13 protein-coding genes and 1 pseudogene are annotated in these 16,542 nt (G+C 44.8%); 4 read left to right on the forward strand and 10 right to left on the reverse strand.

Annotation, left to right across the window (positions count from 1 at the left end; genetic code table 11):
- Window positions 1-40 precede the first annotated feature (40 nt).
- The 7 genes and pseudogenes from V7R88_RS11785 to nrdD all read right to left on the reverse strand — a co-directional run bounded on the left by V7R88_RS11785 (window position 41) and on the right by nrdD (window position 9,441).
- Complete coding sequence (locus V7R88_RS11785) at window positions 41-2,545, reverse strand: collagen-binding domain-containing protein (protein WP_057717049.1); 2,505 nt, start codon at window positions 2,543-2,545, stop codon at window positions 41-43.
- A gap of 389 nt (window positions 2,546-2,934) precedes the next feature.
- Window positions 2,935-3,177 (reverse strand): cytochrome b5 domain-containing protein, encoded by a 243-nt coding sequence (locus V7R88_RS11790; protein ID WP_003642199.1) that lies wholly within the window; start codon window positions 3,175-3,177, stop codon window positions 2,935-2,937.
- 512 nt (window positions 3,178-3,689) lie between these two features.
- Window positions 3,690-4,223, reverse strand: coding sequence for a PTS sugar transporter subunit IIA (locus tag V7R88_RS11795; protein WP_003644869.1), 534 nt, complete (start codon window positions 4,221-4,223; stop codon window positions 3,690-3,692).
- Window positions 4,224-4,667: 444 nt separating this feature from the next.
- The gene (locus V7R88_RS11800; RefSeq protein WP_057717050.1) at window positions 4,668-5,798 is read right to left on the reverse strand and encodes a GGDEF domain-containing protein; all 1,131 of its coding nucleotides are present in this window, start codon (window positions 5,796-5,798) and stop codon (window positions 4,668-4,670) included.
- 15 nt (window positions 5,799-5,813) lie between these two features.
- Window positions 5,814-6,493 (reverse strand): annotated as a pseudogene (locus tag V7R88_RS11805) (EAL domain-containing protein).
- Window positions 6,494-6,704: 211 nt separating this feature from the next.
- Window positions 6,705-7,253, reverse strand: coding sequence for an anaerobic ribonucleoside-triphosphate reductase activating protein (gene nrdG / locus V7R88_RS11810; RefSeq protein WP_003642203.1), 549 nt, complete (start codon window positions 7,251-7,253; stop codon window positions 6,705-6,707).
- On the reverse strand, window positions 7,219-9,441 hold the full coding sequence (nrdD, locus tag V7R88_RS11815; protein ID WP_003644788.1) for an anaerobic ribonucleoside-triphosphate reductase: 2,223 nt from the start codon (window positions 9,439-9,441) through the stop codon (window positions 7,219-7,221). The genes nrdG and nrdD overlap by 35 nt, the downstream gene beginning before the upstream one ends.
- Window positions 9,442-9,889: 448 nt before the next feature.
- Between nrdD and V7R88_RS11820 the strand changes: the two genes are divergently transcribed.
- The 3 genes from V7R88_RS11820 to V7R88_RS11830 all read left to right on the forward strand — a co-directional run bounded on the left by V7R88_RS11820 (window position 9,890) and on the right by V7R88_RS11830 (window position 11,999).
- Window positions 9,890-10,363 carry a lipoprotein gene (locus V7R88_RS11820; protein WP_003644789.1) on the forward strand — a complete coding sequence of 158 codons (474 nt, stop codon included), beginning with the start codon at window positions 9,890-9,892 and terminating at the stop codon, window positions 10,361-10,363.
- Between the two features lie 142 nt (window positions 10,364-10,505).
- Window positions 10,506-10,916 (forward strand): peptide deformylase, encoded by a 411-nt coding sequence (locus V7R88_RS11825; protein ID WP_003644790.1) that lies wholly within the window; start codon window positions 10,506-10,508, stop codon window positions 10,914-10,916.
- An 81-nt stretch (window positions 10,917-10,997) separates the two neighbouring features.
- Window positions 10,998-11,999, forward strand: coding sequence for an FAD:protein FMN transferase (locus tag V7R88_RS11830; RefSeq protein ID WP_011101977.1), 1,002 nt, complete (start codon window positions 10,998-11,000; stop codon window positions 11,997-11,999).
- 188 nt (window positions 12,000-12,187) lie between these two features.
- Here the strand turns inward: V7R88_RS11830 and V7R88_RS11835 are convergent, their stop codons facing one another.
- The 3 genes from V7R88_RS11835 to V7R88_RS11845 form a co-directional block, all read right to left on the reverse strand.
- Window positions 12,188-13,192, reverse strand: a complete 1,005-nt coding sequence (locus tag V7R88_RS11835) for a tRNA dihydrouridine synthase (protein ID WP_003644875.1) — start codon at window positions 13,190-13,192, stop codon at window positions 12,188-12,190.
- A 175-nt stretch (window positions 13,193-13,367) separates the two neighbouring features.
- The gene (locus V7R88_RS11840) at window positions 13,368-13,562 is read right to left on the reverse strand and encodes a hypothetical protein (RefSeq protein ID WP_003642209.1); all 195 of its coding nucleotides are present in this window, start codon (window positions 13,560-13,562) and stop codon (window positions 13,368-13,370) included.
- A 315-nt stretch (window positions 13,563-13,877) separates the two neighbouring features.
- Window positions 13,878-15,137 carry an LPXTG cell wall anchor domain-containing protein gene (locus tag V7R88_RS11845; RefSeq protein ID WP_057717051.1) on the reverse strand — a complete coding sequence of 420 codons (1,260 nt, stop codon included), beginning with the start codon at window positions 15,135-15,137 and terminating at the stop codon, window positions 13,878-13,880.
- A 440-nt stretch (window positions 15,138-15,577) separates the two neighbouring features.
- Here V7R88_RS11845 and V7R88_RS11850 point away from each other — a divergent pair, with 440 nt between their 5' ends.
- Window positions 15,578-16,480: a LysR family transcriptional regulator gene (locus tag V7R88_RS11850; protein WP_054398249.1), complete on the forward strand. Its 903-nt coding sequence runs from the start codon at window positions 15,578-15,580 to the stop codon at window positions 16,478-16,480.
- Window positions 16,481-16,542 lie beyond the last annotated feature (62 nt).

Below are 16,542 nucleotides of genomic sequence, written 5' to 3' on the forward strand. Positions count from 1 at the left end.
CTTGCCGAATCAACAGTTACTTCAAAATACAATTTTAAGTTTAATACTGACGCTTCCGCCGGCTAACCGCTGCAGCACCTAATACTAATGTACTTGCTAATGCGATTCCCGCTAAGCTAATCATTTGACTAGACGTTTCATCAGTCTGTGGCAATGCTTGTCCCTTAGCCACTGCCAACGCGCGAGCTACCTTGGTCCGTAGAGCTTGTAATTGCGCTACTAACGCCGTATTATGATGCGCTTTAGCTTGTGCGATTGCCCGGTCAATCAAGTTGATCAGTGTTTCCTCATCCTTAATCTGATCGCCAACCACTGCTTCTTTTTGAACTTCCTCAAACGCCGTTTCCAATTCAGTCGCAGTTTCGTCCGTGACCCAGTCAGCTGTAATTTCATTGTCGACTTCTTCTTCGATTTGATCGACAACTTCGTCTGGCGTCACACCAGCTTCGATTTCATCTTCAATATCGTCTTCAAATTCTTCTTCTGCGTCTTCAGCTTCTTCTTCGTCCTCAATCTCGTCAAAGTCAGGCATTTCAACATCGATGCTTGGATGAACTGGTTTGTCGTACTCTGGTTCTTCTTCTTCGCCATTATCTGGCATTTCGATGTCGATACTTGGATGGACCGGCTTGTCGTATTCTGGCTCCTCTTCCTCGCCACCATCTGGTAGTTCAGCATCAATACCTGGATGGACTGGTTTGTCGTATTCTGGCTCCTCTTCCTCACCGCCATCTGGTAGTTCAGCATCAATACCTGGATGGACTGGCTTGTCGTATTCTGGCTCCTCTTCCTCGCCGCCATCTGGTAGTTCGGCATCAATACCTGGATGGACCGGTTTCTCATAATCCGGAACCGGTTTGGGATCATCTTCATTATCAACATTATCCTGTAAATCCCAACGATGAGTCTCAGCTTTCACGTTGACTTTATTAGCAATGATGTTGCCATCAATATTTTGATTTGCATCAATTTCCGCCGCTGGGGCTAAAATACTGCCTTGAAATGGCCGGTCGACACTAATGACACCAGTTGCTAACTTGTCACTCGCGGTTGAATCATAGAAGTTCCAAAGCAAATGGTTATCACCAAAGTCTTCAGTTTCTTTATTATTCCGCTCCGTACCGTCATCATAAATGATTTTGATCTGCGAGTTAACTTGATAGTTGGTCGCACCTGCCGTATCAACATTAATAATGACCGTATTACCATCCGCATCTGCCGATAGTCCCTTGATTGTCAGCGGCGTACTCGTGTTTAAAACATCCGCTGACAGATTGATCACAATGTGTCCATCCGCATCAGGTTGCATATCCGTCACATCGATGACCCGCTGATTCATATCTTCAAAACTGTCACTCGTATAGGTGGCGTTCGCGGACGCTTCGCTAAGACTAGCGCTCAATTGTTCCAACTTAGCAAACTCTTTGTCAAAATCAATATAGACGTTACCATCTTTGTCTTGATAAACTTCAGAGGCAAGTAAATGGTCGATATAGACCCCGTTGACCATCGGCCGATTAGGATTCGAAACATCAATCTCAATATTTTCGCCAAAGATGACTTTATTGCTCCGCGTCTCACCAGCCGAAACAAACGAACTCCCAGCAATATTACTAATATTTTGAATATACGAAATATCTTTATCTAATAATTCTTCAATAATGTTCGTCCCAAAGTTAACGTTACCCACTAAGTTTTGCACCGCAACGTTCCCATTCGTATGGGCATGTAGTTCTGCTTCCCGTGCAAAAATATGGAATTGGGACGAAACCCCGAGCATGTTATGTAGATCCGGATAATCGTCCGTCACATTACCACCATCGGCAACGGCATCGTTTGCATGGGTCACAGCTTGACTAAGCGCCATCGCGACGGTCTGGGGCATTGCAGTTATCGTCGACTGGTCTTTAGTTGTCGTCGTTTGCTGGACTACACTATCACTAGTCGTCGTACCGGCAATCTTAGCACTAGCATCGGTAGTTTTAGCAGCCGTTGCCGCGGTATCATTGCTGGTAGCTGAGTCAGTAGTCGCACCTTTATTAGAACTGGTTGTTGTCCGCGCAGCCGTTGCAGTGGCAGAATCAGTTGTGGTCGACGTCTCTTTTGTCGACTCTGAACCGGTTGTCGCATTCGTCTCTTTTGCCGTCTTTGAACCAGCTGTCGTATCTGAACCAGTTTCAGTATTGGCACTAGTTGTCTCATCCAAATTGGTGGTAGCGTTTGTATCAGTATTCGTTGCCGCCTTAGTTCCAGCCACTGTGCCAGCAGCAGCCTTTGAATTCGAACCATCGGTATCTAAAACCGGCTGATTTTGGTTAGTCACATTCGCTTCAGTTGTGGCCGCAGTCTTCAAAGTTTGTATCTTAGCCGTGACTGATTTGGTTGTGCTTGAACTGGTTGATGCCGTATCAGTCCCCGTTGCAGTCGTTCCATCATCAGCCCGAGCCACCAGCGTTGTTGTGCCCATCGTCAAGATAACGGCACATGCAAACGCCCAGCGACGGCCAATTTTGTACATTTTAAAATTCGTCCGTTTTCGCTCCATCATTTACCCACCTAAAATATAGTTTATTAACTTTCCTTTAATTCAATTCTATTTTCACGCTTTTTCATACAACATTCAACTCTTTATATAATTTATTTTGTATTGTTATATAAACAGTGGATGACTGTCAATAGACGTGCCAGCAACCATTACAGGTCTTAACTAATCATAAGTTAGTATTTTTGTTATCTATTCGTTTACTTGGAATATCGATTATCATCACGCACTTATTTTACACAATGTCTCAAACCCACAAACAGCCGCCTAAAATTGGTCAATACTTGCCTCGCAGTACGAAAAATTTTGGTGTGAAAGCTCGTTTAAGCAATCACAACAGCCGCCTATCCACAAAAAAAAAGACTGGTCACAATCAACCAGTCTTCAATAATTTAATTAGTCACGTATTGACCAACGACGGTCAATCCCGTTAACACTTTACGTCCATGTGGTGATTTGGTGTCGATGACTGCGGTTAATTCTTGCCCCGCAAGATTACCATGATGCTTACCGCCAGCCCATGCTGCAACCCCCGTTACATCATAAACGACACCATCAACCGCCACGTATGCGGGTTGACCATCCTGACCATTATATTTTGCTAATTCAGTTTGATTAAATGTCGCTGAATTCATGCCGAATCACTCCTTCACAATTTACCGTCATGATAAACTGGACTGCCAAGTAAAAGCAAGTGATCCGTTCTTAAACCAAATAATTGACCTATCTTGAACATAACGCGACATCAAACGATCGCCGAAGTAGTTATACCCCCACAACCATCTCGGTAATACCGGCCTAACCTTTGACCGACGAAACTTAATTGACTAGGTAACCATACTTACGTTAGCACCCAATTAATCGTACCCGTGATAGCAGTTGTGCTTATAAGTCTGCCAAAACTTAATCGCTGACCAATTACTGCTACCCACAACTACTTAATCTTAATACCTTATAACATCAGCGACGCCGTACCTCCTAGTACGGCGACCTTGTGAACCAGTACTGTTCATGTGTCCAGTACTGCCCCTAACTGCGTTATTAAAACGCACACCTCAGCCACTACTGCCCATTCAATGGGCTGCGTCGAAGCGTGACGTCTAGACACACCCCGTATCTAGGACGTCGATTGCTTATTGTCAAACAATTAATTACCTTGGGGTGGCCCGATCGTTGCGACCCGATGATTACCAGCCATACTGGTCGTAATACCTGAGATAACAGTTCCCATCGGATCGACTTGATTACTTGCTGCCAGCAACCGTTCTCGAACACGAACAACCGCATGTCTAATCGTCAATACCACCGTCGTTTTAACTGGTTGGAGCCGTTGTGTCAGTAGTGAAATCACTTCAACCAACATCTGCCCAGCAACTACCCAGTCACCCGGTTTAACGTTGAACTTAAATGTAGGCGATTCCAAAGCACTGGTTAATTGTCCAATTCGTAGCCAGCCCACCAGACCATTGGCCGCTCGAAAGCCAATTAACCGTTGATTGGCTGCCACGGCTGTGATAACCCCAGCAAAGGGCGCAACAATTTGATCTGTTGCCGGTATAATTTGCTGCTTAAATCCTAGTAACCCATATAAGTGAACCGTATTTGCAAGGGTCGTCACATTGATCACTTGGCGTTTAACCGGCGCAACTACGGGAATTAATGAGCTAATGACCACTGGCACACTTCTCACTTCCTTACTTTATAAATTGGCAACCATTCGTATTTAAATAACCTTAACAAACGTAACGTAAAAAACTTGTTTTCTTTAATATGTAAGTCAATTAGTTTAAGTCGTTGACTGTTATCTTTACAACATAAACCATACCATAATTAAACTAGAATGCCAGCATAATTAACGGTTTCGATTAAGGTTTACATCTGTTAGCGTTAATTCGTAAACTCAATTAACGAACGATGCTACTAAATAGCTGAAATCGGCCACCATAACCCCAATGTCGCACTCAAGCAATCTTGTAGATTTGACATCATGTTTCCCCAATACGTCAATCAGGCAATGACGGTTAGGCCTACAATTTCAGTCAGACCGATTGCGAGCAAAAAAGAGCTTCCGGCTTTTATTCCGGGAGCTCAACAAGTCAACGTTATTTATTTTTAATCTCAGCCACTATTCAACCGTAACACGCATCCGCCCGTGCCGCTTTGAAAAATAGAGGTTCTGATCAACACGGTTGTACAAATCAATCGGACTACCATCGGCTTGATGCAGTGTCGAGACACCAACCGAAATCGACACATTGATTTCCTCGTCTTCATACTTAACAACGAGATGATTGACTGCTTCAAAGACCTGACGGACAATCACTTTGGTACTAGCCAGATCATAACCGGGAAACAGGACATTGAATTCTTCACCACCGGTGCGATACAGCTTGACCTTCTCGTCATTGGCGGCCAAGACCGTTGTGACCGTGGCGGCAACTTCTTGCAAAACGCGGTCCCCTGCAAGGTGCCCGTACGTGTCATTAACGTGCTTAAAGTGATCAATATCGAACATCATCATCGATAAGTTGAGATTGTTCTTGGCACTATCATCGAATAAATATTTGATATGTTCCGTGTAAGCGGCAAAGTTCTCAGTCTCAGTCAAAGCGTCGTGACTCGCAAACTGGGCCAACCGTAATTTAATCTCACTATCTTGGGTCAGCATATTAACGTAGGCGTACAATAATCCTGCAAAAATCATTAAGTAGCCATATTCTTGTAAAGTATTGTCCCAATCCAGCGAATATTTAAGCTTGATCAGGCCCCACAAGATTCCGCCGTAAAAAGCGACCGCGCCATAGTAATATAGCCAAGGATACCGATGCTTAGGTACCCACAGCCGTAGATAATTCATGCTCCAGAAAAATAGCACGAACACGACGGCGTAACTCCACGATTCCCAGTAAAAAATCGACTGGTCGAAAACCATATACACTATGACCACAGGTAACAATGAATAATACGGCATTCGAATATTCAAAAAAAACGAGCAGAACACGACGGCAATCAAGTGAAAGTTAACAAACTCCCAACTATCTGCTTTACCGACGACCGACAGTTGCATGACAAACACAAAGACCAACATGTAAATCACACCGTGCCAAGCATTGACGGTATCATCGTCAATGTTAATGTGACAGGCATGAAACCACGTCGTAATCCAATTAAAGAGGACCCAGTAAAGTGTTAGAACACCTAATATAAAGAAAATACTCGTTACGAACGGCGAAATTCGCCAATTAGACCATGTCATCGTAAGGATCCTTTCTCAGCATCCGCCGTTGACCAATTGCCGACCATCATCGACTAACCGCGGTTTCCCATAATAGTAACCCTGGTGCCATTCAATACCTTGTTGTTCGGCCATCTTTTGATCACCCTGGTCTTCGACACCTTCCAGAATAAATTCCAGATGGTAAGACTGAGCAATATCACGCCAAAATGCTAATTCATGAGGAATGCGCTCCGCTTGCCCACTCATCCGTAAGTTTTGCATCGCAAACTTGATTTGATCAACAAACGGTAGTGCGTGGCGAATATTCTCAAACGTGTTCGTGCCCGTCCCCACGTCATCAATGCTTAATTTAATATCATGTTGGTGGAAAAAGAGACTATATTTTTGAATCTCGTTTAATGAAGGACATTCTGTCAACTCAATCGTCAGCGCGGCCGGATTCAACCTTTTTTTAGGTAAATGATCGTCCCTAACATCAGGTCGTCCTCAGCTTGTTGCCGGTTTAAATTAAGGGCTAACACCTGATTAGTCGCTTTCGTCTGCAATTGACTAGCAAGTTGTTCTAATAATTCAGCTTGTTTATCTAATGATAATTCAGTGAACGACTTCGGAACGGCCCAGTGACCATTCATCTCTTTACGTAACAGTAATTCATAACCAAAAACAGCTCGATGGCTGTGATCAACTTGGGGTTGAACAAAAAAACGATACATTCATGAAGCCTCGCTTTTAATGATTTCTTTACGTCAATATAAATTGACAACTCCTGTAAAGTATAACCGCTTTTAACTAAAATATCGAGACATAGTTAGAGACTTTAATTAAAAAAATTATTAAGGGTTATATGTAACCGTTATATTGACCGTAACAAAAAAAGAACGTCGTGACGACCTCGTCATAACGCTCTTTTTACCAGTCTTAATTTCACTTAACCAACTTATCCCAGATGACGACTTTACCAGCTGTTAGCGACTTAGGAACGTCGATAATACGTTGATTGGAACTCCCCCGAAATTGTAGCGAGAGATCCATCTTATCTTGTAAAAAGCGCCCATCTACCAAGATATCAATTAATGATAGCATCTTCAGTTTATCCTCAGAGTCTTGTTGCAATTCTTCCCAAGTATAACCTGACCACGACCAAATATCCTTCGTGTTTCCAAATTCGGAGCGAATGCGTTCACAAATCCGAATGCCGACTTGAGTATTTAGAAACGGTTCACCACCTAGCAACGTCAACCCTTGCACATAATCTTGCCCAAGGTCTTCAATAATCTGATCTTCCAATTCTTGTGAATACGGTTGTCCATAATGAAAATTTTGTGCCGCCACATTATAACAGCCTGGACAGTGGAATGGGCAGCCGCTCAAGTACAAGCTACAGCGGACCCCTTCCCCATCAACAAAGTTAAATGCCTTATAATCAGCAACATATTGTTCACTTAAGTCCTCTGCCAGCCATTCTTTGGGCATCGGATTGTTTGGTCCTTTCGTAGCGCGCGGCATTCTTAATCATCTCCGGAGACATATTTTTAGCACGGGACGCGATTTCAACGTGGCGACCATGTACCATTGGTCGTTGTTGTGGGTTACCTAGATACCCACACGTCCGCTTAACAACATCACAGTATTTAGGGTCGTGATTGCCACATTCTGGACAGACGAACCCACGGGCAGTGGCCTTGAACTCACCCTTAAACCCACACTTAAAACACTGGTCGATCGACGTATTCGTTCCCAAATAGCCGACATGATCATAGGCCCAGTCCCAGACGGCCTCCAAGGCTTTAGGATTCTGAGTCAAATTAGGATATTCACAATAATGAATAAAGCCGCCTGACGCATATTGTGGAAAACGTTCCTCCAAAGTTAATTTATCGAAGGGCGTCGGGTGCTTACGGACATCATAATGAAAACTATTCGTGTAATATTCCTTATCCGTAATATCTGCGATCCGGCCAAACTTCGCAATATCGTCACGACAGAACGTATCCGTCAACGATTCAGCCGGCGTTGAATACAGACTATAATGATAGCCACTTTCAGCCGCCCACTGCGCACACTTATCCCGTAACGCTTTCACCACGGTCTCCGCAAAAGCTAACGCGTGCTCGTCTTGTTCCCAGTTCGGACCAAAGAAGGTCGTGCAGACTTCATAAATTCCAATGTATCCCAGTGAAATAGTCGCCCGCTGATTTTTGAAGAGCTCATCGACATTACCACCTGCTGGTAGCCGCTTGCCAAACGCCCCATACATGTATAAGAGTGGTGCATTTTCCGGCTTAGCTTCCTTCGTTCGTTCGATACGGTACGCGAGTGCTTCATGACAAGTCGCCATCCGTTCCTCGAAGATTTCCCAGAACAACTGTTGGTCCCCATGTGCGGCTAACGCGATTCGTGGCAGGTTGACTGTCACCACGCCCAAATTCATCCGGCCCGAGTTTACCTCGACACCATTTTCATCACGCCAACCTTGTAAGAAGGACCGGCACCCCATCGGCGTCTTAAAACTCCCCGTTAATTCCTTGATCTTGTCATACATTAAAAGGTCGGGATACATCCGCTTGGTCGAACACTCAATCGCGAGCATTTTAATATCATAATTGGGATCATTCGGACTTAAATTTAACCCCCGCTTCATCGTGAAGATCAATTTAGGAAAAATCGCAGTTCGGTGCTCCTTACCGAGTCCCTTGATTCGAATCTGGAGAATCGCCTTTTGAATTTCTCGTTCAATCCAACTAGTTCCTAGACCAAAATTGACCGTGGTAAACGGCGTCTGGCCCTGTGACGAATATAACGTATTGATTTCATACTCAAGGGCTTGCATCGCGTCATAGATATCTTTTTTAGTTTTGGCTTTCGCATAAGCTTCCCGCTGATCAGCAGGGACCCACTTTTTCGCATCAGTCATATGTTTTTGATAGTTGATTGCCGCATAGGGAGCCAATAATTGGTCGACCCGGTTAGCGGAACAGCCACCATACTGTAATGAAGCCACGTTGGCAATGATCTGCGCCATTTGCGCTGTGGCCGTTTGAATCGACCGGGGTGAGGCAACTTCGGCGTTCCCAATCTTATACCCATTTTTGAACATGCCGTCAAAATCAATCAAGCAACAGTTCGTTTCAGGCGTGACTGGTGAATAATCGAGATCATGCCAATGGATATCGCCACGCAGATGCGCCTTAGCCACAACATCTGGTAGCATCTTCAAGCCCATGGCGCGACTTGCAGCACCGGCTTCTAAGTCGCGTTGCGTGTTAAAAATCGTACTATCCTTATTTGCATTTTCATGCACAACGCTGGCATCGCGCTCAAACAACTTTTCAATCCGTCCTTGAACATTAGTTGCTGCCGCAAACCGCTGCTGTTCAGCTTCAAAGTAATCCTGATATGCCTTAGCTGCCGCGGTCAGGCCTTGCGCATTCAAAATCTGCATCATGGTACTACGTAGCTCCCGAGTATCAATGTTGTCAGCATCTTGATACTGGGCAACAAGGGCCTGCTTGACGACCCGTACCTCGTCATCAGTCGCTAACAACCGTCGTAAGACAAAGTCAATTTTATACGGATGAAATTTCGTTTGTGCGCCACCCCGCTTTGTGACGGTCAGTGGCCGTAATTGGTCTAATATATCGTTAGTTGTCGTTGTTAGCATCTTAATTCCCCACTTTTCAAAGTCATTGATTGAATACAATTGATAGTGCGTTCTGTTTGAATCAACACTATATATAGTAGCTCATTTCCATTAACTTGCCCATTGCCAAAATTAACTGTCACCTTCAGTTGTGTACACCAAATCGCTTTAATCGTCCGGTTAGTGCGTCTTTGGAATATTTAAAAAATATTTTTTATACTGTTTTTTATCTAATATCAGAATATTTAATCAATCTCGTTAACTACCGAACCAACCTTGATACGGCTTGCTTTCAATATTTTTCACACGCCATAAACCGAATTTTAATTCGTTAAAAATTAAGCTGAACACAACCAAGTTGTTGTAAACTGATTAACTTATGACTATTTTGTTTAACTCATGCGGCGGATTCGCTATAATGAAATTAAGTCCTCATTGAGGGATGTGGACATTGGAGGAGAGAATAATTATGCAAAAAAGCAGGGGAATAATCGTTGGCTTGTTGTTGACAGGGCTACTGACAGGATGCCATTCTGCCACTGACACACAAACGCCCACCGTTCAACCAGCAACATCAAAAGTCAGCGCCGTTCGCTCAGTCACGACTCGGGATTTCTTAGGTCGCTGGGTCAGCGCTAGACCAGCAATGAGTCTGTACCTCAGTACCAATCATCAAGTTGCTTGGTTCCGACGCGGACATACGCCCATTCGTAGTCGCGCAACGTTAACGTTAAGTGATACACGTGCCACGTTCACAATCGATCACAATGTTGCAAAACTGACCCTCAACGACGCTAATCAAATGACCATGAATTATCAAGGGACTAATATCGCACTGATTAAAGATCCAAATTGGCAGCCTGAACACAACCAGGTTCCCACCACAACTAATGACGCCTTAAAGGCGGGCACCTTAACGCCAACATTTAAATTGTCGTACTAATTGAAGGCCACACCACATTTGCACGTTGACTTGTGTGAGTGTGGTGTGTTTTTTAGGGCCTGACAACTAGCGAACGGCTTGCTTCTGTCAACCGTGCTCTCTATAATTAAATTAATATGACTAATCAATGGAGGAACATCAAATGATTCGACCAATTGTGCATGATCCCGCCGCGCTTAGTGTCCCTGCTGACTTAGCAACCCCTGCAGACACTCAAGTCTTGACTGATTTACTGGATACCCTCGCCGCACACACCGATAATTGCGTTGGAATGGCCGCGAATATGATTGGGGTCAACAAACAAATTATTGTCGTGCAACTCGGTCCCTTTGCAATTGCAATGATCAATCCGAAGATCATTGATCATCACGGCACTTACGAGACTAAGGAAGGCTGCCTGTCCTTACCTGGTGAACGTCCGACTAGCCGCTATCACCAAATCACGGTGAAATATAAAGATCAACACTTTAAACCGCAACAACAACGATTCAACGACTTCACAGCACAAATTATTCAACACGAATTAGATCACTGTGCAGGGAAACTGATTTAATTGTGCCTACTTCTAACTGAGCGGGAATAAATGTTCAGTTTGCTGAACTCGTTGACATTTATGAAAGATAGGACTGGTTTTATGACAACTTTAGCTTATAATGGCGAGACAGCAATTCCTGCACTCGCTCAGCAGCGTCGACACCAAGCTCATCACGCGCTCGGTACCGACATTGATTTGACCCTTTTTGGTAGTGATAGTGACCAGTACCTACAAGCTGCTTGCGATCTTATCGACCAATATGAAGACCGCTTGACTGTCAACCGGACTGTTTCTGAGGTCATGGCAATCAACCAGGCGGCGGGCCAACACCCCGTTCAAGTGAGCGCCGCCACCTATACACTCGTTCGGCAAGCTGTCGAACTCAGTCGACAACATTTTGGTTTCAATGCGTTGATTGGTCCGCTCGTGAAACTCTGGCACATTGGTTTTACTAACGCGCACGTCCCTGAACAGTCTGCAATTAACGAACGATTGGCCTTGATCGACCCCGAAGCCGTCATTTGTAATGACGCTGATTTCAGTGTGCTTCTCAAGGTCACGGGAATGGAGCTGGATCTAGGCGCAATTGCCAAGGGCTACATTGCCGACCGCATTCAAGATTACTGGGAAGCATTTGGACAGCGGGCCGGAATGATCAACCTAGGTGGTAATCTGTTAATGGTGGGGACGTCCCCACTTCATCCGGATGGGCAATGGCGCGTTGGTATCCAAGATCCCACCACTGACCGCGGTAACGCGATTGCCAGCGTTACGATTGGTCCCTGCTCGGCCGTGACCAGCGGTATTTACGAGCGGCACCTTGAATTTAACGGCCAGTCCTACCACCACATCTTAGATTCGCAAACGGGTTATCCCCGACAAAACGACCTTGAAAGTGTCACCGTTTTCTCGAAAGCTTCCATTGATGGTGAAATCGAAACGACGCGGCTCTTCTTTGCGGGCCAACCGATTCCCGATTGGGCAACTCAGCGACCCGATATTTACGGCGCCATTTTTGTGACTAAACAACGTGAGCTTCAAATCGTTGGCTTATCACCTGAACAAGTTACCTTACTCGATGACCGGTTTACAATAATTTAGACCACAAAATAAGCCAGGTCCTCCAAGAAATTAACTTCTTAAAGGACCTAGCTTATTTTATGGCCCACTTACAGGCTAGCATTTAATTTGCAGTTGACTTTAGATGTGGTACGTTCGACATTAAAACCATTTTAATCAAGCACAGCTAAATGGCAAAAATATAGCCGTTTTAGTTAAAATAACACGACCTAATCCGCTGGTAGCTCAGCCTCTAAGCGATCAATAATCGCACGGACATCATCCGTTGTCTTCGTCTGCATTAATTCATTGCGCAATTCGGCCGCATGACGCATACCGCGAACATAAATCTTAAAGAAGCGTTGAAGCGGTGCGAAATGCCCTTGTAGACCCAAGCCAATAAATTGATCATATAAATCTACTTGGTACCGTAACAATTCTAGCATGTCACGCGTTGAATGAGGCTGGGGAATCGGTTCAAAAGCGTATGGGTTCTGAAAAATACCGCGGCCAATCATGATACCATCGACTCCTGGATGGGCTTTGGCAAGCTTCAGGCCAGCCTGATAATCCAGGATATCCCCGTTAATTTGTAATAGCGTCGCTGGTGCCAAAGTATCACGCATTTGAACTAAATTATCAATTAACTCATAATGCGCTGGTACCTTGCTCATCTCCATCTTCGTGCGCACGTGAACCGTTAACACGGGAACCTGCTGTTGCAACAAAAATGGAATCCAAGTCTCGTACTCATGCACATCGTCAAAGCCCAACCGCGTCTTAACACTAACGGGAAGCTCTGCTTGACGTGCGCCCTCAATCACTTCTTTGGCACGATCAAAATGTCGGATTAAATCACTACCACTATGATTTTTAATGACCGCCATATCTGGGCAGCCCATATTAAGATCAATGGCTTGATAACCTTGATTCTTCACTTCATGGGCCGCTTTCGTAAAGTCCTCACCACTATTGCCCCAAAGTTGAACGATTGGTCGGGGCGACTCGGCCTCATCAACATATAGTCGTCCCCGCGTTGTAAACTTAGCCTTCGGGTGAGTAATGCTTAACGCATTCGTAAATTCAGTATAAAAGACATCGGGGGCCGCAGCGCGCATCACGACCCGGCGAAAAACGGAGCCGGTCACGGCTTCCATCGGTGCTAAACTAAAAAACGGTCGCTGGGCGGCCTGAGCTTTGGCCGCGATCCGTTGCCAATATGGCGACTGCGTCATAGTTATTCATTCCCTTCTAGATAATAATCACTTATCCATAATAGCGGTGTTCCACGTTGAAGCGCAAGTATTTTGGCGGCCGCACTAACATAATTCGTCAATCACAAGCCAAAATAAAAGTCCGGCGTTAACCGGACTCGCAATAATAGCTAAGTTGATAAGTTTAATTGTCGCTTTAACGAATTAAAACCAGTGCCCACAGCAATAGTCCAATAACGAGTACCAAGTTTAACAATTCCATCCGCAAATCAGCGAACTTCAGTGAGCTGAATGAGATACCGGCAGTTGTATCCATATATCGGAAGAAAATCCCACTTAAAACTAAACCAACTAACAATACAAATAGAACCATCATTCCCGTCATCATCATCACAAACTCAACTCCTTATTTAGTAAAATTCTTGGGCTCTTTGAAACCATGTTTATAGTAGTCCAGCAGCTACTTTCAAGCAAGTATTTCCGGCCGAAAAACAGGCGTTCTTAGCATATTATTATTAACTAAACGATACCAATCATTCCCAGCAAAAAAGTTCTTTCCGGAACAACTAAAACTCCGAAAGAACTTTTTTAAATCGCCATTAATTCCGCCGTCAACTTAGTCGCTCAGACTAAATTAACCGACTGGACTAGTCTTGCACTTCGAAATAATCATTGAGAAACCGAATTGTGCCCACACACTTGTTAATTAATCAGTTGTTTTATGGCGCCGTTGTTGCTTACTAAAACCAAATAAGCTAGTTGCGGCCAATAATACGAAGCCCAATACGGTCAAAACTCGATTGGTTTGTTCACCAGTCTGTGGTAACATGGCCGTTTTAGTTGCGGTCGTTGGCACCGTCTGATGAGTCACTGGCTTAGCCATGGCCGGACTCGTCGTCGTCCGCAATACCGTTGTGGCTTGTCGTGGCTGCGTCGTAACAACCTGCTGCGCTGTTGGGACGGAAGCTGAACTTGACTGATTAAGAGTGGGCTTGGCCGGGGTCGCTTGTGATGCCGCCGACTGATTAGTACTGATTGACGTGCCAGTTGAATGACTAACGACTGGTCGTTCGCCCACAGTTTTTTCAGTCATTGGCTTTTCGGCCGCTGCTGTTAAGGTTGCCAAGGTCCGAGCGCGCACGGTCGTTAATCCAGCTTGAGCTTGGGACAATTCCCGCTGTGCAGTAACGATCTGATCTTGAGTACCCGCAACGCGCTGCAACTTAGCTGTCACCGCTGCTTTCGCCTGATTAACTGCTGCTTGGGGCTGAACAATATCATAATCTCTTTGTGCCATTTGGAAGTCGCGGCTCGTGCCACTGACTTCAATTTTGGCGTTGGCTAGTTCTTCTTCGGCCATCATCACGTGCTCATTAGTCTTATCAAGGTTAGCTTGTGCCGCTGTTAACGTCTCTTGTACCGTTTTCAGCTTTGCCTGAGTAGTTTGTAACGTGACTTTGTTGGCCGCACTGTTATCCTTATCGAAGTTGCTCTGGGCTACTTGAACAGCAGCTTGTGACTTAGTCATTGCCACTTGCGCCGTCGTTACCGCAGTTTGGCTTGTCTTTTTAGTTGCCAATTGTTCATCAAGTGCTTTCGTTGCCTTGACGTGCCGGTCAGTGGCTGCTTGCTTAAGTACGCCCATATGCGTCTGAATCTTTTGATTCTTGGCTAACGTTTTGTTGGCAGCGTCTAACGTGGTTTGCGCCGCTTGCAGATCACTCATAGCCGTTTTGACTGCCGTAGTAGCCATGGTTAATGCTTGCACCGCTTGCGTTACCTGGTAGTGGGCCGCCTTAACAGCTGGGTTATTTTCGACCTGACTTGCTAAACTGACCGTGCCATTCATCCTTACTGCCTGACCGGTTCGAGTGTTAGATTCGGCTGCATGTACCGTCATTTTCTGGGCCATGATGCCCCCTGTTAACATGGTGATTCCCATCACTATCTTAAGCGCTTTTGACATACTAAACTAATCCCCTTTTAAAAAGTATTGCCCAGCCATGACCAGCATGATGATCAATATGAAACTGCTGGAACTATTTCATTTTGCCGGACTCAATTTCAAAAGCAAGGAAAGCTAGTGATTCAGCGTATTTGTAATCACCAACCACTCAACAACTTTCATCCACATCACCAAAATAATTATATCTAGATGTCATTACTGCCTCCCTCAACACGAGTCCCCATCCACAATTAAACGGTAACGAATAATTATCACCGCTAACAAATGTTAACCCGCACCATGATTTCATTAGTGACCCATTCTCAATAAAAAAAATAACTAATATTTCGATTACCGTAGCGGCCTCACAATATTGATACTAATTTATACCGTTACTTAATTAGGCGGGCCTCGCCATCGGTGTTAGAATAAAATTTAACCTAAAGAAAAGTGTGACTGCTATGACCATTAATGATCTCCAAGCATTCGTGATGGTGTACGATTTACGCCACATTTCTAACGCTGCCGTAGAACTCCACTTATCACAATCGGAATTGTCCAAACGAATGCGAGCCCTTGAGAACGAACTGAACATTAAACTACTAGATACACACAACAAGCGCCGTCTACAAATCACGCCAGCTGGTGAAACGTTCTATCATCATGCGCATAAAATGATTACAGACTATGAGACCATGATGCACGATTTGGCACCGAATCGGCCAACGACATTTGCCAAGCTCATCATTGGCGCCATTCCAATCTCAGGTCAATATAACATTGCCAAAAAGATCGCCACTTTTGATACTCAGCATCCTGATACTGAAATCAAAATCATCGAGGATGAGGGCGACCAAATCGTCAAACGGTTACTGAGTGGTGAGCTGCAAGCGGCCATCATTCGCGATACTCAGACGACCCAATTGCAACCCACCGAATTTCAAAAACAACCACTACTCGCTGACGAACTCAAAATTATTTTACCGCGTGATCACCCCCTAGCTGCCCAGCCAGTCATTCGGATTCAAGACTTAGCGCGGCAGAAAATTGCAACGTTACCACCAGGCTCCGGTGTTTACGAACCGATCAACGCACTCTTTGCTCAGCAAGGCATGACGCCCCAATTCTTCTTTGAAAGTACGCATATTGAAACGCTCCTGGGCATTCTCAATCAAAATAACGTGACTTTCTTATTTAAACAATCGGTACTTCCGTTCATGACTGAACACGTGGTCATGCGCTCACTCGCCATCCCGTTCATCAGTCAACTGAACTTTGTATATCCCCAGCGAACGGGGAACCAGCTACTCACCGACTTAATTGACTACTTGACGGTGACTGCCCAGGAAAATCAACAAGTTTAAAAAATACCCTTTTCATCCGACCAACCGGCCGTTTGAAAAGGGTATTTTTTAAACGACGAATT

Source organism: Lactiplantibacillus argentoratensis (assembly GCF_037290055.1).
GTDB classification, from domain to species: domain Bacteria; phylum Bacillota; class Bacilli; order Lactobacillales; family Lactobacillaceae; genus Lactiplantibacillus; species Lactiplantibacillus plantarum.

Coding starts and splice junctions, on each gene's coding strand:
- nrdD (WP_003644788.1), bottom strand. CDS start 9,441: ATGCTAACAACGACAACTAACGATATATTAGACCAATTACGGCCACTG.
- V7R88_RS11790 (WP_003642199.1), bottom strand. CDS start 3,177: ATGAATTCAGCGACATTTAATCAAACTGAATTAGCAAAATATAATGGT.
- V7R88_RS11845 (WP_057717051.1), bottom strand. CDS start 15,137: ATGTCAAAAGCGCTTAAGATAGTGATGGGAATCACCATGTTAACAGGG.
- V7R88_RS11850 (WP_054398249.1), top strand. CDS start 15,578: ATGACCATTAATGATCTCCAAGCATTCGTGATGGTGTACGATTTACGC.
- V7R88_RS11830 (WP_011101977.1), top strand. CDS start 10,998: ATGACAACTTTAGCTTATAATGGCGAGACAGCAATTCCTGCACTCGCT.
- V7R88_RS11820 (WP_003644789.1), top strand. CDS start 9,890: ATGCAAAAAAGCAGGGGAATAATCGTTGGCTTGTTGTTGACAGGGCTA.
- V7R88_RS11840 (WP_003642209.1), bottom strand. CDS start 13,562: ATGATGATGACGGGAATGATGGTTCTATTTGTATTGTTAGTTGGTTTA.
- V7R88_RS11825 (WP_003644790.1), top strand. CDS start 10,506: ATGATTCGACCAATTGTGCATGATCCCGCCGCGCTTAGTGTCCCTGCT.
- V7R88_RS11785 (WP_057717049.1), bottom strand. CDS start 2,545: ATGGAGCGAAAACGGACGAATTTTAAAATGTACAAAATTGGCCGTCGC.
- nrdG (WP_003642203.1), bottom strand. CDS start 7,253: ATGCCCAAAGAATGGCTGGCAGAGGACTTAAGTGAACAATATGTTGCT.
- V7R88_RS11835 (WP_003644875.1), bottom strand. CDS start 13,192: ATGACGCAGTCGCCATATTGGCAACGGATCGCGGCCAAAGCTCAGGCC.
- V7R88_RS11800 (WP_057717050.1), bottom strand. CDS start 5,798: ATGACATGGTCTAATTGGCGAATTTCGCCGTTCGTAACGAGTATTTTC.